This is a genomic window from Candidatus Contendobacter odensis Run_B_J11, from assembly GCF_000531125.1.
Lineage (GTDB): Bacteria > Pseudomonadota > Gammaproteobacteria > Competibacterales > Competibacteraceae > Contendibacter > Contendibacter odensensis.
Genome location: NZ_CBTK010000071.1, coordinates 26,114 through 42,366 on the forward strand (window position 1 = coordinate 26,114; position 16,253 = coordinate 42,366).

Consider the following 16,253-nt stretch of genomic DNA (forward strand, 5'->3'; position numbering starts at 1 on the left):
GCGTACTCATTTTTGAGGGGTGGGTTCGCCGACGCTGGGCGCTGCCAGGGTCGGGGCCGGGAGAACAGTAACCGCAGTGATGACGACCGGGGTGGTCGGTACGTCGGAGAACCGTCCGCTTGGGCCACCATTACCAGTGGGAGTCTGGCGGATTTTGTCCACCACCTCCATGCCACTGATCACCTTGCCAAATACGGCATAACCCCAACCCTGCGGGGTAGGCGAGCGGTGATCCAGGTTGGGGTTGTCCTGGACGCTGATGAAGAACTGGGCGGTGGCAGAGTTGGGATCGCTGGTGCGGGCCATGGCAACGCTGCCACGCAAGTTCTTGAGGCCGTTATCGGCCTCGTTGGCAACCGGGGCGCGGGTCGGCTTTTGCTGGAAATCGGTGCTGAAGCCACCGCCCTGGATCATGAAACTGTCAATAACCCGGTGAAAGATCGTGCCGTTGTAAAAACCTTCACGGGCATAGCCGAGAAAGTTTTCCACGGTTTTTGGAGCCTTGTCATCGGCTAATTCCAGGGTGATCGGACCAAGGCTGGTATCCAGCCGAACTTGGGAGCCGGCCAAGGCGATGGAGCAGGCCAGGCTGAGAGCAGTGGCGAGTAACAGGGATATTTTGCGCATGGAAAGTCGCTTGGTTACGGAAATGATGGGACATGATAGTCAGTGGATACGTACACCGCCATATTTGGTGGCGTGAGCGCTTTCCGATACCATGATTGGACTATGACCATAAAGACCATCAAAACTCGTTTCGCCCCCAGTCCGACCGGCTATTTGCATTTGGGCAATGTCCGTACCGCACTGTTTAACGCCCTGTGGTCCCGGCATTGGGGAGGGCAGTTTCTATTGCGGATCGAAGATACCGACCAGGAACGCAGTCGCTCTGAGTATGTCGCGGCGTTGCTGGAGGATTTGCGCTGGCTGGGGTTGGAGTGGCAGGAAGGGCCGGAAGTTGGTGGTCCGCAAGCGCCTTACGCCCAGTCGGAGCGAGCCGCGATCTATGCGCAATACTATAAATTGCTGGAAACCACGGATCAGGCGTATCCCTGCTTTTGCACCCCGGTGGAACTGGCACTGAGCCGCAAGCTGCAACTGGCGGCTGGTCGTCCGCCGCGCTATGCGGGGACGTGCGCCCGGTTAAGCGAGGCTGAACGGCAGGCACGGCGAGCGCGGGGTTTACAACCGACGCTGCGCTTCCGGGTGCCTATGGCGCAAACGGTGGAATTCACCGACCGGGTGCGTGGCCCGCAGCGCTTCGCCAGCGCCGATATCGGCGATTTCGTGATCCGACGGGCCGATGACACGCCGCAGTTTTTCTTTGCTAATGCGGTAGACGATGCGTTGATGGAAGTGACCCAGGTTTTGCGCGGCGAAGATCATCTCACCAATACCCCGCGTCAGTTATTGCTACTGCAAGCGCTGGGTCTGCCGGCGCCGGAGTACGGTCATCTGGCGTTGATCGTCGGCAGTGACGGCGGGCCGCTGTCCAAGCGAGAAGGCGATCTTAGCCTGCGTGAGTTGCGGGCTGCGGGCTATCTGCCGGAAGCGTTGCTGAACTATCTGGCGCGGCTCGGCCATAGCTACGAGCGCGATAGCTGGATGGATCCGGCTGAATTAGCCGCAGGCTTTGCGCCTGAACGCCTGGGCCGCGCCCCGGCTCGCTATGATGCGGCGCAACTGCTGCACTGGCAGAGTGAAGCGGTGCGGCATACTCACCCGGAACGACTTTGGGACTGGATGAGGCTGGCGATCCACGCTAGGGTGCCGCTGGCCTGCCAAGAGGAATTTATCGCCACGGTTCGACCCAATGTCCGCTTTCCAAGCGATGCCGGCTTTTGGGCAGAACGGTTGTTCGGCGCAGTGTTGACCGCCACTCCTGAAAGTCAGGCGGTTATTTTTCAGGCCGGTCCTGGATTTTTCACCCATGCGCTGGCTGCGTATGCCGAACAGGGCGCCGCTTATCAACCCTTGGTTGAAGACCTGCGGCGGCGCACCGGTCTCAAGGGCAAAGCGCTGTTCATGCCGCTGCGGGCAGCACTGACCGGCGAAACCCATGGTCCGGAACTGGCTCGGGTTCTGGCGCTGCTGTCACCCGAACGGATTCGCCAGCGTCTGCAAGCCTGTTGTTAATTCGACCGATATGCTCTGAATCAACCCCTATCGTCATTTATGGAGATTTTGTCCATGTTGCGGATTTTCAACAGCCTGACCCGCCAGAAGGAAGAATTCCATCCCATTGATGCAGGTCAGGTGCGGATGTACGTCTGTGGCATGACAGTTTATGACTACTGTCATGTCGGTCATGCGCGGGTCATGGTGGTGTTCGATGTGGTGCTGCGCTGGCTGCGCGACAAGGGCTATGATGTGACCTATGTGCGCAACATCACCGATATTGACGATAAAATCATCCGCCGCGCCCAGGAAAATGGCGAGGATTTCCACGATCTGACCGCTCGCTTTATCCAGGCTATGCACGAGGATTTGGCGGCGCTGGGAATTTTGCCGCCGACCCATGAGCCACGCGCCACCGAGGCGATAGCCGATATCGTTGCCCTGATTCAAACCCTGTTGGACAAAAGTTTTGCCTACGCAGGCGGCAGCGGCGATGTGTACTACGACGTGCGCCGCTTCGACTGTTATGGGCGACTGGCTAACAAGAAACTGGATGATTTGCGCGCAGGGTCCAGAGTCGAGATCGAGGATGACAAAAATGATCCGCTGGATTTCGTGCTGTGGAAAGCCGCTAAACCCGGTGAGCCGAGTTGGCCGTCGCCGTGGGGTGCAGGTCGGCCCGGCTGGCATATCGAGTGTTCAGCGATGTCTACCCGCTGCCTGGGCGCGCATTTTGATATTCACGGCGGCGGCATGGATTTGAAATTCCCTCATCACGAGAACGAGATCGCCCAGTCCGAAGCCGCTAGTGGCCATCGTTATGTCAACATCTGGATGCATAACGGTTTTGTTCAGGTGGACGACGAGAAGATGTCCAAGTCGCTGGGCAACTTCTTCACGGTTCGCGAAGTGCTACAACGCTACCAACCCGAAGTGGTGCGATTTTTTATTTTATCCAGTCACTATCGGGGTCCGTTGAATTATGCCAACGAGAATCTGGAACATGCCAAAGCGTCGTTGACCCGGCTGTATACGGCGTTGCGTGGATTGCCCATGGTGGAAGCTCCAGTTGAAGAAGGTTGGCGCACCCGGTTCGAGCAGGCGATGGACGATGATTTCAACACGCCCGAAGCGCTGGCGGTACTGTTCGATCTGGCGCGTGAGATCAATCGCCTACGGGTTGAAGACGAAGCGGCGGCGGCACGATTGGGCATTACGTTAAAGCATTTAGGAGGGGCTTTGGGATTGTTACAAGATGATCCTGAAAGACTTCTTCAGGGCAAATCTATTTTTCTGGTTAGTTCCATATTGTCCCGTTCTACGACTTCTGTCGCAGACTTAACAGTTGCCACGATCCCCGAAGAACAGATTAATGTGTTGATTGACCAGCGCACCGCCGCCCGAAAAGCGAAAAATTGGGCGGAAGGGGATCGGATTCGTGCCCTGTTGCAAGAAGCGGGGATCCTGCTGGAGGATACTCCGAAGGGCACAATCTGGCGGCGGGAGTGAAAAACCCGCTTGACGCCAGCCGGGTTCAAAAATAGAATCCGCAATCCTGCATGGACGCGTGGAATCGTTGAGGTGAGTTGGCGACGGGGTATAGCGCAGTCTGGTAGCGCACCTGCTTTGGGAGCAGGGTGTCGGGGGTTCAAATCCCTCTACCCCGACCAAAACCAAGTTCGCCTGGAGCAAGGAGTTGTGGTTCGTGACAATGCGCCCGTAGCTCATCCGGATAGAGCATCAGCCTTCTAAGCTGAGGGTAGCAGGTTCGAGTCCTGCCGGGCGCGCCAAACCCGGCTCATTCAGTGAAGTTGCAATGGTGGGCGTAGCTCAGTTGGCAGAGCTCCGGATTGTGGATCCGGTGGTCGTGGGTTCGAGCCCCATCGCTCACCCCATTCAAGCCTGTTTTTTTGGTAAGCAATTTTTAGTTTCATTCGCACTCGTTTTCGGGCCGTTAGCTCAATTTGGTAGAGCAGTTGACTCTTAATCAATTGGTTGTAGGTTCGAGTCCTACACGGCCCACCATCTTCAAAACACCTGCGGTTTTTTGTCTATTCTCATCTGCCACAGATAGAGCGACCTCGATGACTATCCCGGGGAAGCTCATTGTCTTGTATACTTGTTCTAAAGGGTGGCAGCATTCTGCATGTGGGTGTTTTTTGTTTATTTTGCGGTGTAGCACGATTCATCGCGAGAGTGGCGGAACTGGTAGACGCGCTGGATTTAGGTTCCAGTAGGGTAACCTGTGAGGGTTCGAGTCCCTCCTTTCGCACCATTCATGCCGTGCGCTCGGGAGCGGTTGACCTAGCTCCTGTCTTTTGGATAACAGGCGTTGGCGGGTTCGCTAACACAATGATTGAAAGTTTTGAGGTGCATCGATGCAGGTTTCAGTTGAGACGCTGAACGATCTGGAGCGCCGGGTGACGGTACAGTTGCCCGCAGAACAAGTCACCAGGGAGATCCAGGATCGACTGGTATCCATGTCCCGGCGACTCAAAGTGGACGGTTTCCGTCCGGGCAAGGTGCCGCTCAAAGTTATCAGGCGGATGTACGGCGATCAGGCGCGCTACGAGGTAGTCAGCGAACTGATGGAGCACAGCCTGCGTGAGGCATTGGTTCAGGAAAAACTGAATCCGTTGGGGGGGCCTAGGCTTGAGCCCAAAATGCTGGAAGAAGGCCAGGATCTGGAGTACTGCGCCACATTTGAAGTCATGCCCGAGTTTGAATTGTCCGGATTCGAGAATATCAAAGTCGAGCGGCCAGTAGCGGAAGTCACCGATCAGGATGTGGATCATATGATCGAAACTCTGCGTCAGCAGCGGGTGATCTGGAACGCGGTAGAGCGTTCGGCTTGCATAGGCGACCGGGTTCGTTTCGATTTTGAAGGTGCCAGCGATGGTCAAGGCTTCGCAGGAGGCAAGGGGGAGAACGCTGATATCGTGCTGGGCAAGGGAACGATGCTCAAGGATTTTGAAGATCGCCTAGTTGGTCTAAGCGCGGGTGCTGAAACCGGGTTTGATCTGACTTTTCCAGAAGACTATCAGGCTAAGGAAGTCGCCGGCAAGGTCGCTCACTTCCAGATCAAGCTGCATAGAGTCGAAGAAGCCCATCTGCCCGAAATAGATGATGCCTTCGCCGAGAGTTTTGATGTCAAGGAAGGCGGTGTTGCCGCTCTGCGGCAGTCGCTGCGCGAGAATATGGAACGCGAATTACGCCAAGGCATTAATGCGGCAGTCAAGCATCAAGTGCTACAGGGACTGTTGGCTGCTAATGCCATTCCGCTGCCACGGGTGCTGATCAATAGTGAGATTGAGCAATTGGCCCGCCAATTGCGTCTTCCACCCGGCGCTGACGACGAGCGCACTCAACAGCTTAAGACCTACGTGTTCGAGGCCGATGCCCGTCGGCGAGTAGCCTTGGGTCTGCTGATTTCCCGATTGGCAACCGCTCAGGATATCAAGGTGGACGATCAGCGGGTTCGAAATCATCTGCATTCCGTCGCGGCTACCTATCAAGAACCCACCGAAGTGGTACGCTGGTACGAGCAGACACCGCAGGCGCTCGATAGCATACGTGCTTTGGTGATCGAGGAGCAGGTTGTGGATTGGTTGCTGGAGCGAGCGCAGGTGACCGAAAAAACCAGTACCTTCGCCGAGATTATGACGCCCAACAAGGCATCGGCGCTGAATCCGGTGGATCAGGAGTCTGCGGAATGAATGAAAATACTGCTTCCACCTCGATCCGGGCGCTCAATCTCGTACCTATTGTGGTTGAACAGACGGCGCGCGGCGAGCGGGCCTATGACATTTATTCCCGATTGCTGAAAGAGCGAGTGGTGTTCCTGGTTGGACCCGTCGAGGATTACGCTGCTAATCTGGTAGTAGCGCAACTGCTGTTCCTGGAGGCGGAAAACCCGGACAAGGACATCCATCTCTACATTAATTCGCCAGGTGGATCGGTTAGCGCCGGTTTGGCTATCTACGACACCATGCAATTTATCAAGCCGGATGTCAGCACCATGTGCGTGGGACAGGCTGCCAGCATGGGTGCGCTGCTGCTGGCTGGCGGCGCGGCGGGCAAGCGATTTTGCCTGCCGCACTCGCGGGTGATGATTCATCAACCGCTGGGTGGGTTTCAGGGGCAGGCCAGCGATTTTGACATTCACGCCCGGGAAATTCTGCTGGTTCGCGACCGACTCAATCGTATCTTGACCAAACACACCGGCCAACCCGTCGAGAAGATCGCGGTGGATACCGACCGCGATAACTTCATGGGTGGCGCCGAGGCAGTCGAGTATGGCCTGATTGATGCCGTGTTAAATCAGCGCATCTCTGCTGTTACCCGTTGAATAGCCGATTCTTATCCACGCTGCCGTCGGGGTCGCGTCGCGGTCTGAGTCGCGTTCCGCCGTCGGTTTCAATTCCTGCGGCATCCGTCGCCCCCCTGCATCTGTTGGTTCCCCCGCCAACGCGATGATGAGGATTTCACTATGAGCAGAGACCGAAATGACAGGAGCGACGATGATAAGCTGTTGTATTGCTCCTTTTGTGGCAAGAGTCAGCACGAAGTTCGCAAGCTGATTGCTGGACCAAACGTATTCATTTGCGATGAGTGCGTTGAACTTTGCAACGACATTATCCGTGAGGAGATGGAAGAGAGCGCTCCAGTCGCCGCGAGCAAACTACCCAAGCCGCACGACATCAACCAGGTTCTCGATGAGTATGTGATCGGCCAGGAGCGCGCCAAAAAGGTACTCTCAGTGGCCGTTTATAATCATTACAAGCGGCTTGATTTGCAACATGCGGGGCGAGCCAAGAATCCTGATATTGAGGTTGCCAAGAGCAACATCCTGTTGATTGGCCCCACCGGTTCGGGCAAGACCCTGCTGGCTGAAACCCTGGCCCGGCTGCTGAATGTACCCTTTACTATCGCTGACGCGACGACGCTGACCGAGGCAGGCTACGTCGGTGAGGATGTAGAGAACATCATTCAGAAACTACTGCAAAAGTGTGAATACGATGTCGAGAGGGCGCAGACGGGTATTGTCTATATTGACGAGATCGACAAAATTTCGCGCAAGTCCGATAACCCCTCAATCACCCGCGATGTATCAGGTGAGGGGGTGCAGCAGGCACTGCTGAAGCTGATCGAGGGCACTATCGCTTCGGTGCCGCCGCAGGGTGGGCGCAAGCATCCGCAGCAGGAATTCCTGCAAGTAGATACCACCAATATTTTATTTATTTGTGGTGGCGCGTTTGCAGGTCTGGATAAGGTGATCCGCAGCCGTTCCGAGAAGGGCGGGATTGGTTTCTCGGCGGAGGTCAAGAGCAAGGACGCCGGCAAAAATGTCGGCGAGGTGTTGATGGCGGTTGAGCCAGAAGATTTAATCAAATACGGATTGATCCCGGAATTTGTCGGGCGCTTGCCCGTCGTGGCGACCTTGACCGAACTGGACGAAAATGCCTTGGTGCGAATTTTGACTGAACCCAAAAATGCCATTGCCAAGCAGTTCAGGAAGCTGTTCGAGATGGAAGGTAGTGACTTGGAATTCCGCGATGAAGCGTTGCGAGCAGTGGCGCGCCGGGCGATGAATCGTAAGACCGGCGCCCGCGGTCTGCGTACTATTTTGGAGCAGATACTGCTCGATACCATGTATGACCTGCCCAGTATGCAGAACGTTTGCAAGGTGGTCGTTGATGATTCCGTAGTCGAAGGCCACACCAAACCGTATTTCATTTACGAAAACGCCGAACGGCGCGCTACCGGAAACGACTGAGGGGGAACCTTTCCCACCCCGGTGAATCACGCCGGGTGGCCGCTTTTTCCGCCCTGTTTGCAGTGGGGGGCTTGAAAATGTGCAGTATTGCACCCATTCAGGCTCCAACATTGTCCGGCGCGGTTTGTCAAATTCCTGCCACCGGTTGACCGCGTTCAACTGCGGAGAACTACCCATGAAGCCTAGCGGAACCCAGTTTGACTATTTGCCCAATGATGTGCCGACGTTAATGCCGGTGTTGCCGCTTCGCGACGTGGTCGTTTATCCGCATATGGTTATCCCGCTGTTCGTAGGTCGGGAGAAGTCGATTCACGCGCTCGATCAGGCGATGCGGAGCAGTAAGCGTATCGTTCTGGTCGCGCAGAAAAGCGCCGAAGTGGACGATCCAGGAGCTGACGACGTTTATGCCGTTGGTACCCTATCGAATATTCTGCAATTGCTGCGGTTGCCTGATGGCACGGTCAAAGTACTCGTGGAGGGTAGCCAACGGGTCTACATCCATCGTTTTACCGAAACCCATGCCTGCTTTATCGCCGAGGTGTCGCCACTGGAGGAGTTGTCCGACGAGGATGCAGCCCAGGAAATTCAGGCGCTGGTGCGCTCGCTGCTCGGCACCTTCGATCAGTATGTCAAGCTCAATAAGAAAATCCCTGGCGAGGTGCTGACTTCGGTTTCCAGCATCGAGGATCCGGGTCGGCTAGCTGATACTATTGCTGCGCACATGGTACTCAAGCTGGACGAAAAACAGAAAATACTGGAAATTGAGGATCTGCGAGAACGTCTCGAACATCTATTGGCTTTAGTGGAAGGCGAGATTGATATTCTCCAGGTTGAGAAGCGCATCCGTGGCCGGGTCAAGCAGCAAATGGAGAAGAGCCAGCGCGAGTACTATCTGAATGAGCAGATGAAGGCGATTCAGAAGGAGCTTGGTGATCTGGAGGACGCGCCTAACGAGATTGAGGATCTGACCCAGCGTATCGAGAAAGCCGGAATGCCGAAGGAAGCTAAGGCCAAGGCGCAGGCCGAGTTGAACAAGCTGAAAATGATGTCACCGATGTCGGCTGAGGCCACCGTGGTCCGCAACTACCTGGAATGGCTGGTCAATGTGCCGTGGAAGAAGCGCACCAAGATTCATCAGAATCTGTCGACTGCCGAGGGGATTCTGGAAACCGATCACTATGGCTTGGAGAAGGTCAAGGAACGGATTCTCGAATATCTCGCCGTGCAGCAGCGGGCGCGTAAGCTCAAGGGACCGATTCTGTGTCTGGTCGGGCCACCGGGCGTGGGTAAAACCTCGCTGGGGCGATCCATCGCCCGCGCCACCAACCGCAAATTTTCACGGATGTCACTGGGCGGGGTGCGTGATGAGGCGGAAATTCGCGGCCATCGGCGCACCTACATTGGTTCACTGCCGGGTAAGATCATCCAGAACCTGTCCAAGGTCGGAGTGCGTAATCCACTGTTCCTGTTCGACGAGATCGATAAGATGTCGATGGATTTTCGTGGGGATCCCTCGTCGGCCTTGCTCGAGGTGCTGGACCCCGAGCAAAACAACACCTTCAGCGATCACTATATGGAAGTGGATTTCGATCTGTCTGATGTGATGTTCGTAGCAACCGCTAACTCGCTTAACATTCCACCGCCGTTGCTGGATCGGATGGAGGTCATCCGCATTCCCGGTTATACCGAAGATGAGAAGCTCAATATCGCGTTGCGTTATTTGGTTCCAAAGCAGATTGCCAATAATGGTTTGAAGAAGGATGAACTGGAAATCGCTGAGGATGCCGTCCGCGATACCATCCGCTTCTATACCCGCGAGGCCGGGGTGCGTAATCTGGAACGTGAGATCGCCAAAATCTGCCGTAAGGTAGTCAAGGAAGTTACCCTGCATCCCATCGGCCAAAAGACGGTGGTTACGCCTGACATGGTGGATAAATACTTGGGAGTGCGGCGTTTCCGTTATGGTTTGGCCGAGGAACAGGATCAGGTCGGCCAGGTGACGGGGCTGGCCTGGACCGAGGTGGGCGGCGAATTACTCAGCATTGAAGCGGCGCTGGTGCCTGGCAAGGGCAAACTGATCCATACCGGTCAGTTGGGCGAAGTGATGCGCGAATCCATTCAGGCAGCAATGACCGTAGTGCGCAGTCGCGCCGAGGTTCTGGGCATCGACCCGGAATTCCATCAAAAATATGATCTGCATATCCATGTTCCCGAGGGTGCCACACCCAAAGACGGTCCTAGCGCGGGCATCGGCATGTGTACAGCCTTGGTATCGGCACTCACCCATGTTCCAGCCCGCGCCAGCGTGGCCATGACCGGCGAGATCACGTTGCGTGGCGAGGTGTTGCCGATTGGCGGGCTGAAGGAGAAATTGTTGGCCGCGCACCGGGGGAGTATCGCAACCGTGATCATTCCTGAGGAAAATCGCAAAGACTTGGCAGATATCCCGGAAAATATCCTGGCTAAGCTGGATGTACGCCCTGTGCGCTGGATCGACCAGGTGCTGGATATCGCATTGCAATCCCGGCCAATACCAAAAATGGGTGATGGAGCGGAACCGGATGAGTCGGTGCCTGCACCAGAATCTACGGCCAAGGTCGGTGGTGCGTTGGAAGGTGTGCGGGCGCATTGATGTCTTCAGCGCCAATTGACACTGCTTCAAACGCCCTGCTATAAGGATAAATCGCTGTCATTCACTGCGTGGCACGGGCTACCGTGCGCCATGCCAAGCAGCTTCAAACCCAATAACGCACAATACCGCACAGGAAGGGGCTATGAACAAGACTGAACTCGTTGATGCTGTTGCTCAAGCGGCTGAGCTGTCCAAAGTTGCCGCTGGCAAAGCCTTGGACGCCGTACTGGCGACAGTGGGCAAGGCGCTTAGGGAGGGGGATTCTGTGGTGCTGACCGGATTCGGCACTTTTTCGGTGCGGGAGCGCCCGGCCCGGACGGGGCACAATCCCAAGACCGGCAAACCGATGGATCTCAAAGCCAGTAAGACGCCAGTTTTCAAGGCTGGTAAAACGCTTCGGGATGGCTTAAAATAATAAGTTCTTTCTTAGGGTGCTTAGCTCAGTTGGTAGAGCATCGCCCTTACAAGGCGAGGGTCGCGGGTTCGAGTCCCTCAGCACCCACCACGGTTTGGGTATCGGAGCGGTAGTTCAGTTGGTTAGAATACCGGCCTGTCACGCCGGGGGTCGCGGGTTCGAGCCCCGTCCGCTCCGCCAAATATTATCCTTTTACACTGTGCATAGTCGTGCCTTGTCGATGTTTCGTTGTATCCCGGAGCGGTAGTTCAGTTGGTTAGAATACCGGCCTGTCACGCCGGGGGTCGCGGGTTCGAGCCCCGTCCGCTCCGCCAAATGTTCAGGGTGTCTCCAGACACCTTTTTTTATGCGCGCCCGCCGCATTTTCTGCTTCCAACCCTCTGTTCTGACCCTGGGTAGTTGCCATGCTGCTACAGAAAATTCGTGATCATGCTAAAGGCTGGTTTGCCTATACCATCATTGGTTTGTTGATCATCCCATTCGCCGTCTGGGGCATTAACTATTACTTCGAGGGTGGCGGGCCGACCGATGTCGCCGTAGTGGGCGACAGCAAAATTTCACTCCAGGAATTCCAGCGGGCTTACCAGCAGCAACGCCAGCGGTTGCAGGCCATGCTGGGTAGTAACACCGATCCTGCGCTGCTGGATGGGCCGCGTTTGAAACAGGAAATGTTGCGGCAACTGATTGATGAGCGGGTATTGAACCAGATAGCCCGCGATCAGCGGCTGCGAATCGGCGATCAGCAACTGCATGACGCGGTCATGGCGCTGCCGATTTTCCAGCAGAGCGACGGCTTTAATCGAACTCTGTACGAGCAACTGCTGCGCAATCAGGGCTATACCGCAGCAATGTTTGAGGAGGGCTTGCGGCAGTCGCTGGCGACGGAACAACTGCGCGATAGCGTGGTAGCTTCGGCGCTGGTTACCCCAGTGGAACTGGAGTCATTAATTGCTCTCCTCAAACAACAGCGGGAATTGCAGTATGTGGTCCTGTCGTTGGCGAAATATGTGACCCAAGCGACAGTGGACGATGCGGCAATCACGGATTACTTCGAGAAAAACAAGGAACGTTTCTTCAACCCTGAACAGGTGCGAGTGCAATTTATCGAATTGAAACTGGCGCAAATCGCTGAAGGCATCGTAGTCAGTGAGGATGAGCTGAAAGCTGCCTATCAGGAGCAGATCGCCAAGTACGGTCGGCCTGAAGAGCGTTCGGCGTCACATATCCTGATCCCATTGCCGCTGAATGCCAGTCAGGACACGGTGGAAAATGCCCGCGCCAAAGCTCAGCAGATTGCCGATAGCATCCATTCCGGTGGCAAGAGCTTCGATCAGGCGTTGCAAGAAACCAAGGCCGACCCGGCTGGCGCAGTGGAAGGCGGTGAACTGGGCGTGATCGGCAAGGGAATGTTCGACAGTCCGGCGTTTGAGAACGCGCTGTACGCCCTGCAAAAAGCCGGTGAGGTCAGCGGGCCGGTGCGAATGCCGTCGGGCTTTCACATCATCCGGCTGGACGCTATCACTCCGGCTCAGGTCAAGCCGTTCGAGGAAGTGCGTGAGTCCGTAACCAAGGACCTCCGCCAACAACAGGCTGAGAGTCGTTTCTACGAGACTAGCCAGACGCTGACCAATCTTGGCTACGAGCATCCAGATAGTTTGGAACTGGCCGCTCAAGCGTTGAAGGTGCCGATCCAGGACAGCGACTGGTTCAGCCGCAAGGGTGGAGAGGGCATCACCGCCAACCCCAAGGTTACCGAGAGCGCCTTTGGGGAAGAGGTGCTTAAGCGAGGCGTCAACAGCGAGCCGCTCGAACTGGAACCGAGCCATGTGGTAATGATCCGGGTCAAGGAGCATAAGGACGCCACGCCACGCACTCTGGAAGAATCCCGTGAGGATATCGTCAAGGTGTTGCGTGAGCAGAAAGCCCGCGAGGCTATTGCCAAAGACGCCGAGACTTTGAAAACCCGCGCCGCTCAAGGCGGGCATTTGCAAACCTTGGCGAGGGAATTGGGCGGCGAGTTCAAAAATGTCGGGCTGGTGGGGCGCGATGCGCCATCAGTAGACGCTGCGGTGCTGGACGTTGCGTTCCGTTTGCCGCAACCGGAGGCGGGTAAGGTAGCGCTCGGCACCGCGGCGCTGGCGAGTGGCGATCAGGTGGTGCTGGAGGTGGTCCGGGTAGCGCCGGGTCAAAAGGATGCGCTATCCGAGGATGAGCGCAAGGCACTGACGCAACAACTGGCGCAACAGACCGGTTCCGGGCAATTTGACAAGCTGCTCGGCAGTCAACGTGTCAAGATCAAGGTTGTGACTCACGCCGACCGGTTGTAGAAAATCCTCCCTCTCCGTTGGGGGGAGAGGGTTGGGCTGAGTATGTTTATTCCATCGCGCCCGGCGCGACGGTGTTGAAGCCGCTGTCCACATACACAATCTCGCCGGTGATGCCAGAGGCCAGATCCGAGCACAGAAACGCTGCGGTGTTACCCACTTCTTCAATGGTGACGCACTTGCGCAGCGGGGCGGTGTGTTCAAAAGTGTCCAGCATCTTGCGGAAATTCTTGATGCCGGACGCGGCCAGAGTGCGAATCGGGCCGGCGGAAATGGCATTGACCCGAATCCCTTCCGGCCCCAGCGCTTGGGCCAGATAGCGGACGCTGGCATCCAGACTGGCCTTGGCCAAGCCCATGACGTTGTAGTTGGGCACCGCCCGCACTCCGCCCAGATAGGTCATGGTGATCAGCGCGCCCCGCCGGCCCTTCATCAGTGGTCGGGCCGCCTTGGCCAGCGCTGCGAAGCTGTAAGCGCTGATGTCATGAGCGATGCGAAAATTTTCGCGGCTGATACCTTCCAGAAAGTCACCTTCCAGCGCTTCACGCGGCGCGTAAGCCACCGAATGCACCACGATGTCCAGCCCGTCCCAGTGTTGCCCCAAGTGCGCGAATACCGCGTTAATATCGGTGTCGCTGGCCACGTCGCAGGGCAGGATGATGGAACTGCCCAGTTCGATAGCCATCTTCTCGACTCGGGATTGCAACTTGTCATTCTGATAGGTGAAAGCCAATTCAGCACCTTCCCGGCGCATGGCTTGGGCGATGCCCCAAGCGATAGAACGGTTGCTGGCGATGCCTACGATCAAGGCACGTTTACCGGCGAGAAAGCCCATAATGAACTCCTAATGCTGTTTTGGTATCGTTTCGACGGGTCATTTCACAAGCTGTAAAGGATACTGCATGACGTGCGCAAAATACTGTTTTCGGCGTAGGTGGGTAGCGGGCTTGTTCGGCTTGGGCGGCGCATTGCTAACCGCAATGGTCATTGCGGCGCCGACGCATGGTATCGCCCTGCACGGTCAACCTAAATACGGGCCGGAGTTTTCCCATTTCGATTACGTCAATCCCAATGCACCCAAGGGCGGCGAGGCCCGGTTTGCTACCATTGGTAGCTTTGATACCTTTAATCCCTTTAACATCAAGGGTCAAGCTGCTGCGGGCATCGGTCAGTTATTCGAGAGCCTGCTGACCGGTAGCGCCGATGAACCATTCAGTGAATATGGGCTGATTGCTGAAAGTGTGGAGGTCGCTGAGGATCGCGGCTCGGTGATTTTTGTGCTGCGACCGCAGGCCAAGTTTCACGACGGCAGCCCGATCACCGTTGATGACGTGCTGTTTTCTTTCGAGACGCTGAAAACCAAAGGCAGCCCGTCGTTCCGTTTTTATTACACCAACATCGCCAAGGTCGAGAAACTGGGCGAGCGGCAGGTAAAGTTCAGCTTTAACCCCGGCGAAAACCGCGAACTGCCATTGATCATCGGCCAGATGCCGGTGCTGTCGAAAAAATACTGGCAGGGCCGCGAGTTCGGCGCGACGACTCTGGAGATACCGGTGGGCAGCGGCCCGTACCGGCTGGAGCGCTTTGAACCTGGCCGCTTCGTGGTGTACCAGCGCGACGACCAGTACTGGGGCAAGGATCTGCCCGTCAACCGGGGACGGTATAACATTGACCGGCTGCGCTACGATTACTACCGCGATGTCACAGTGGCGCTGGAAGCCTTCAAAGCGGGGAATTATGACCTGCGGATGGAGAATGTCGCCAAGCTATGGGCCACCGGTTACGACTTCCCGGCCTTGAGCAAGGGTCTGGTGAAGAAGGAGAATTTCCCGCATCAGATGCCATCCGGGATGCAGGGCTTTGCCTACAACCTGCGCCGTCCGCTGTTCCAGGATGCCAAGGTGCGCCAGGCGCTGGCTTACGCCTTTGATTTCGAGTGGAGTAACCGCAATCTGTTCTTTAGCCAGTACACCCGCACCCGCAGCTATTTCGACAATTCGGAACTGGCAGCGCGCGGCTTGCCGTCGCCGGAGGAATTAGCGGTCTTGGAACCGCTGCGCAAGGAATTGCCGCCGGAGGTGTTCAGCGCCGCTTATGAACCGCCGACCGCGAACGATGACGCCCAACTCCGCGCCAATTTTCAGAAAGCGTTGCAATTGTTGCAGGAGGCCGGCTGGATGTTTCGGGATCGCAAGCTGGTCAATGCGAAAACCGGCGAGCCATTCCGCTTCGAGTTGCTGATTGATGAGCCGACCTGGGAACGCATCGCGCTACCGTTCGCGCGCAATCTGGAGCGGTTGGGGATTGAAATGACGGTGCGCAGCGTGGATTCGGCTCAGTATGAAAATCGGGTGCGCGATTTTGATTTCGACATGATCGTGAATGTCTGGGGTCAATCGCTGTCACCCGGCAACGAGCAGCGGGAATTTTGGAGCAGCGCCGCCGCCAACGAACCGGGTAGCCGCAATCTGGCCGGTCTGAAAAATCCGGTCGTTGACCGGTTGGTGGATCAGCTCATCGCCGCTCCCGACCGCGTTAGCCTGGTGACTCGGGTGCGGGCGCTGGATCGGGCGCTGCAATGGAATTATCTGGTCATCCCGCACTGGCATCTTCCGTATGCCCGCATCGCGTTCTGGGACAAATTCGGTTATCCGCCGGTGACGCCGATGCAGGGCGTGCAACTGGAAGCCTGGTGGATTGACCCAGCCAAGGATGCGGCGCTGAGCCAAAGTGGTTCGGGGTCGGGAAAGGCCAATTAATCGCTATTTTGTGAGCTTGAAGGCCAGTCGTCATGCGCTTTTTCAATACTGCCGGTCCGGTCAAACCGGGCTGGCAGTGTTATGACTGAAACGGAATACCGAATACTCCATGCACCACGAACCGCGCGAAAAACTCCCTCCTGTAAATTTTCCTGTGACGTGATATTCGGTATTTTGGTATAGCTCTCCTATGCAGGTTGTGGAATTTTTAGATACCATTCTATTTTTC

The 16,253-nt window shown here is 56.4% G+C and carries 11 protein-coding genes and 8 tRNA genes; 17 read left to right on the forward strand and 2 right to left on the reverse strand.

What is annotated here, in order from left to right:
• Positions 1-6: 6 nt before the first annotated feature.
• Positions 7-627, reverse strand: coding sequence for a peptidylprolyl isomerase (locus BN874_RS06175; protein WP_051497490.1), 621 nt, complete (start codon positions 625-627; stop codon positions 7-9).
• 102 nt (positions 628-729) lie between these two features.
• Between BN874_RS06175 and gltX the strand changes: the two genes are divergently transcribed.
• From gltX to BN874_RS06255, 16 genes are all read left to right on the forward strand, one after another.
• Positions 730-2,136 (forward strand): glutamate--tRNA ligase, encoded by a 1,407-nt coding sequence (gene gltX, locus BN874_RS06180; RefSeq protein ID WP_034431539.1) that lies wholly within the window; start codon positions 730-732, stop codon positions 2,134-2,136.
• Between the two features lie 54 nt (positions 2,137-2,190).
• Positions 2,191-3,627 (forward strand): cysteine--tRNA ligase, encoded by a 1,437-nt coding sequence (gene cysS, locus BN874_RS06185; protein WP_034431540.1) that lies wholly within the window; start codon positions 2,191-2,193, stop codon positions 3,625-3,627.
• A gap of 84 nt (positions 3,628-3,711) precedes the next feature.
• Positions 3,712-3,788, forward strand: a tRNA-Pro gene (locus tag BN874_RS06190).
• A 43-nt stretch (positions 3,789-3,831) separates the two neighbouring features.
• Positions 3,832-3,908 (forward strand) — tRNA-Arg (locus BN874_RS06195).
• A 29-nt stretch (positions 3,909-3,937) separates the two neighbouring features.
• Positions 3,938-4,013, forward strand: a tRNA-His gene (locus tag BN874_RS06200).
• Positions 4,014-4,066: 53 nt separating this feature from the next.
• Positions 4,067-4,143, forward strand: a tRNA-Lys gene (locus BN874_RS06205).
• Between the two features lie 165 nt (positions 4,144-4,308).
• Positions 4,309-4,393: transfer RNA gene (locus tag BN874_RS06210), tRNA-Leu, on the forward strand.
• Positions 4,394-4,496: 103 nt separating this feature from the next.
• On the forward strand, positions 4,497-5,834 hold the full coding sequence (tig, locus tag BN874_RS06215) for a trigger factor (RefSeq protein ID WP_034431541.1): 1,338 nt from the start codon (positions 4,497-4,499) through the stop codon (positions 5,832-5,834).
• Entirely contained in the window at positions 5,831-6,466 is a 636-nt protein-coding gene (clpP, locus tag BN874_RS06220) for an ATP-dependent Clp endopeptidase proteolytic subunit ClpP (RefSeq protein ID WP_034431542.1), read from the forward strand. The genes tig and clpP overlap by 4 nt, the downstream gene beginning before the upstream one ends.
• Before the next feature lie 141 nt (positions 6,467-6,607).
• The gene (gene clpX, locus BN874_RS06225; RefSeq protein WP_034431543.1) at positions 6,608-7,894 is read left to right on the forward strand and encodes an ATP-dependent Clp protease ATP-binding subunit ClpX; all 1,287 of its coding nucleotides are present in this window, start codon (positions 6,608-6,610) and stop codon (positions 7,892-7,894) included.
• Between the two features lie 175 nt (positions 7,895-8,069).
• Positions 8,070-10,526 carry an endopeptidase La gene (lon, locus tag BN874_RS06230; protein WP_051497491.1) on the forward strand — a complete coding sequence of 819 codons (2,457 nt, stop codon included), beginning with the start codon at positions 8,070-8,072 and terminating at the stop codon, positions 10,524-10,526.
• Positions 10,527-10,638: 112 nt separating this feature from the next.
• Positions 10,639-10,941, forward strand: a complete 303-nt coding sequence (locus BN874_RS06235; RefSeq protein ID WP_496109734.1) for an HU family DNA-binding protein — start codon at positions 10,639-10,641, stop codon at positions 10,939-10,941.
• A 14-nt stretch (positions 10,942-10,955) separates the two neighbouring features.
• Positions 10,956-11,031 (forward strand) — tRNA-Val (locus tag BN874_RS06240).
• A gap of 13 nt (positions 11,032-11,044) precedes the next feature.
• Positions 11,045-11,121: transfer RNA gene (locus tag BN874_RS06245), tRNA-Asp, on the forward strand.
• A gap of 57 nt (positions 11,122-11,178) precedes the next feature.
• Positions 11,179-11,255: transfer RNA gene (locus BN874_RS06250), tRNA-Asp, on the forward strand.
• 90 nt (positions 11,256-11,345) lie between these two features.
• The gene (locus tag BN874_RS06255) at positions 11,346-13,268 is read left to right on the forward strand and encodes a SurA N-terminal domain-containing protein (RefSeq protein ID WP_051497492.1); all 1,923 of its coding nucleotides are present in this window, start codon (positions 11,346-11,348) and stop codon (positions 13,266-13,268) included.
• Between the two features lie 46 nt (positions 13,269-13,314).
• Here the strand turns inward: BN874_RS06255 and BN874_RS06260 are convergent, their stop codons facing one another.
• Positions 13,315-14,100 carry an enoyl-ACP reductase FabI gene (locus tag BN874_RS06260; RefSeq protein WP_034431545.1) on the reverse strand — a complete coding sequence of 262 codons (786 nt, stop codon included), beginning with the start codon at positions 14,098-14,100 and terminating at the stop codon, positions 13,315-13,317.
• 67 nt (positions 14,101-14,167) lie between these two features.
• On the opposite strand from BN874_RS06260, the gene BN874_RS06265 reads away from it, so the two are divergent.
• A complete protein-coding gene (locus BN874_RS06265) occupies positions 14,168-16,024 on the forward strand; it encodes an extracellular solute-binding protein (protein ID WP_081756185.1) in 1,857 nt (618 codons plus the stop codon).
• Positions 16,025-16,253 lie beyond the last annotated feature (229 nt).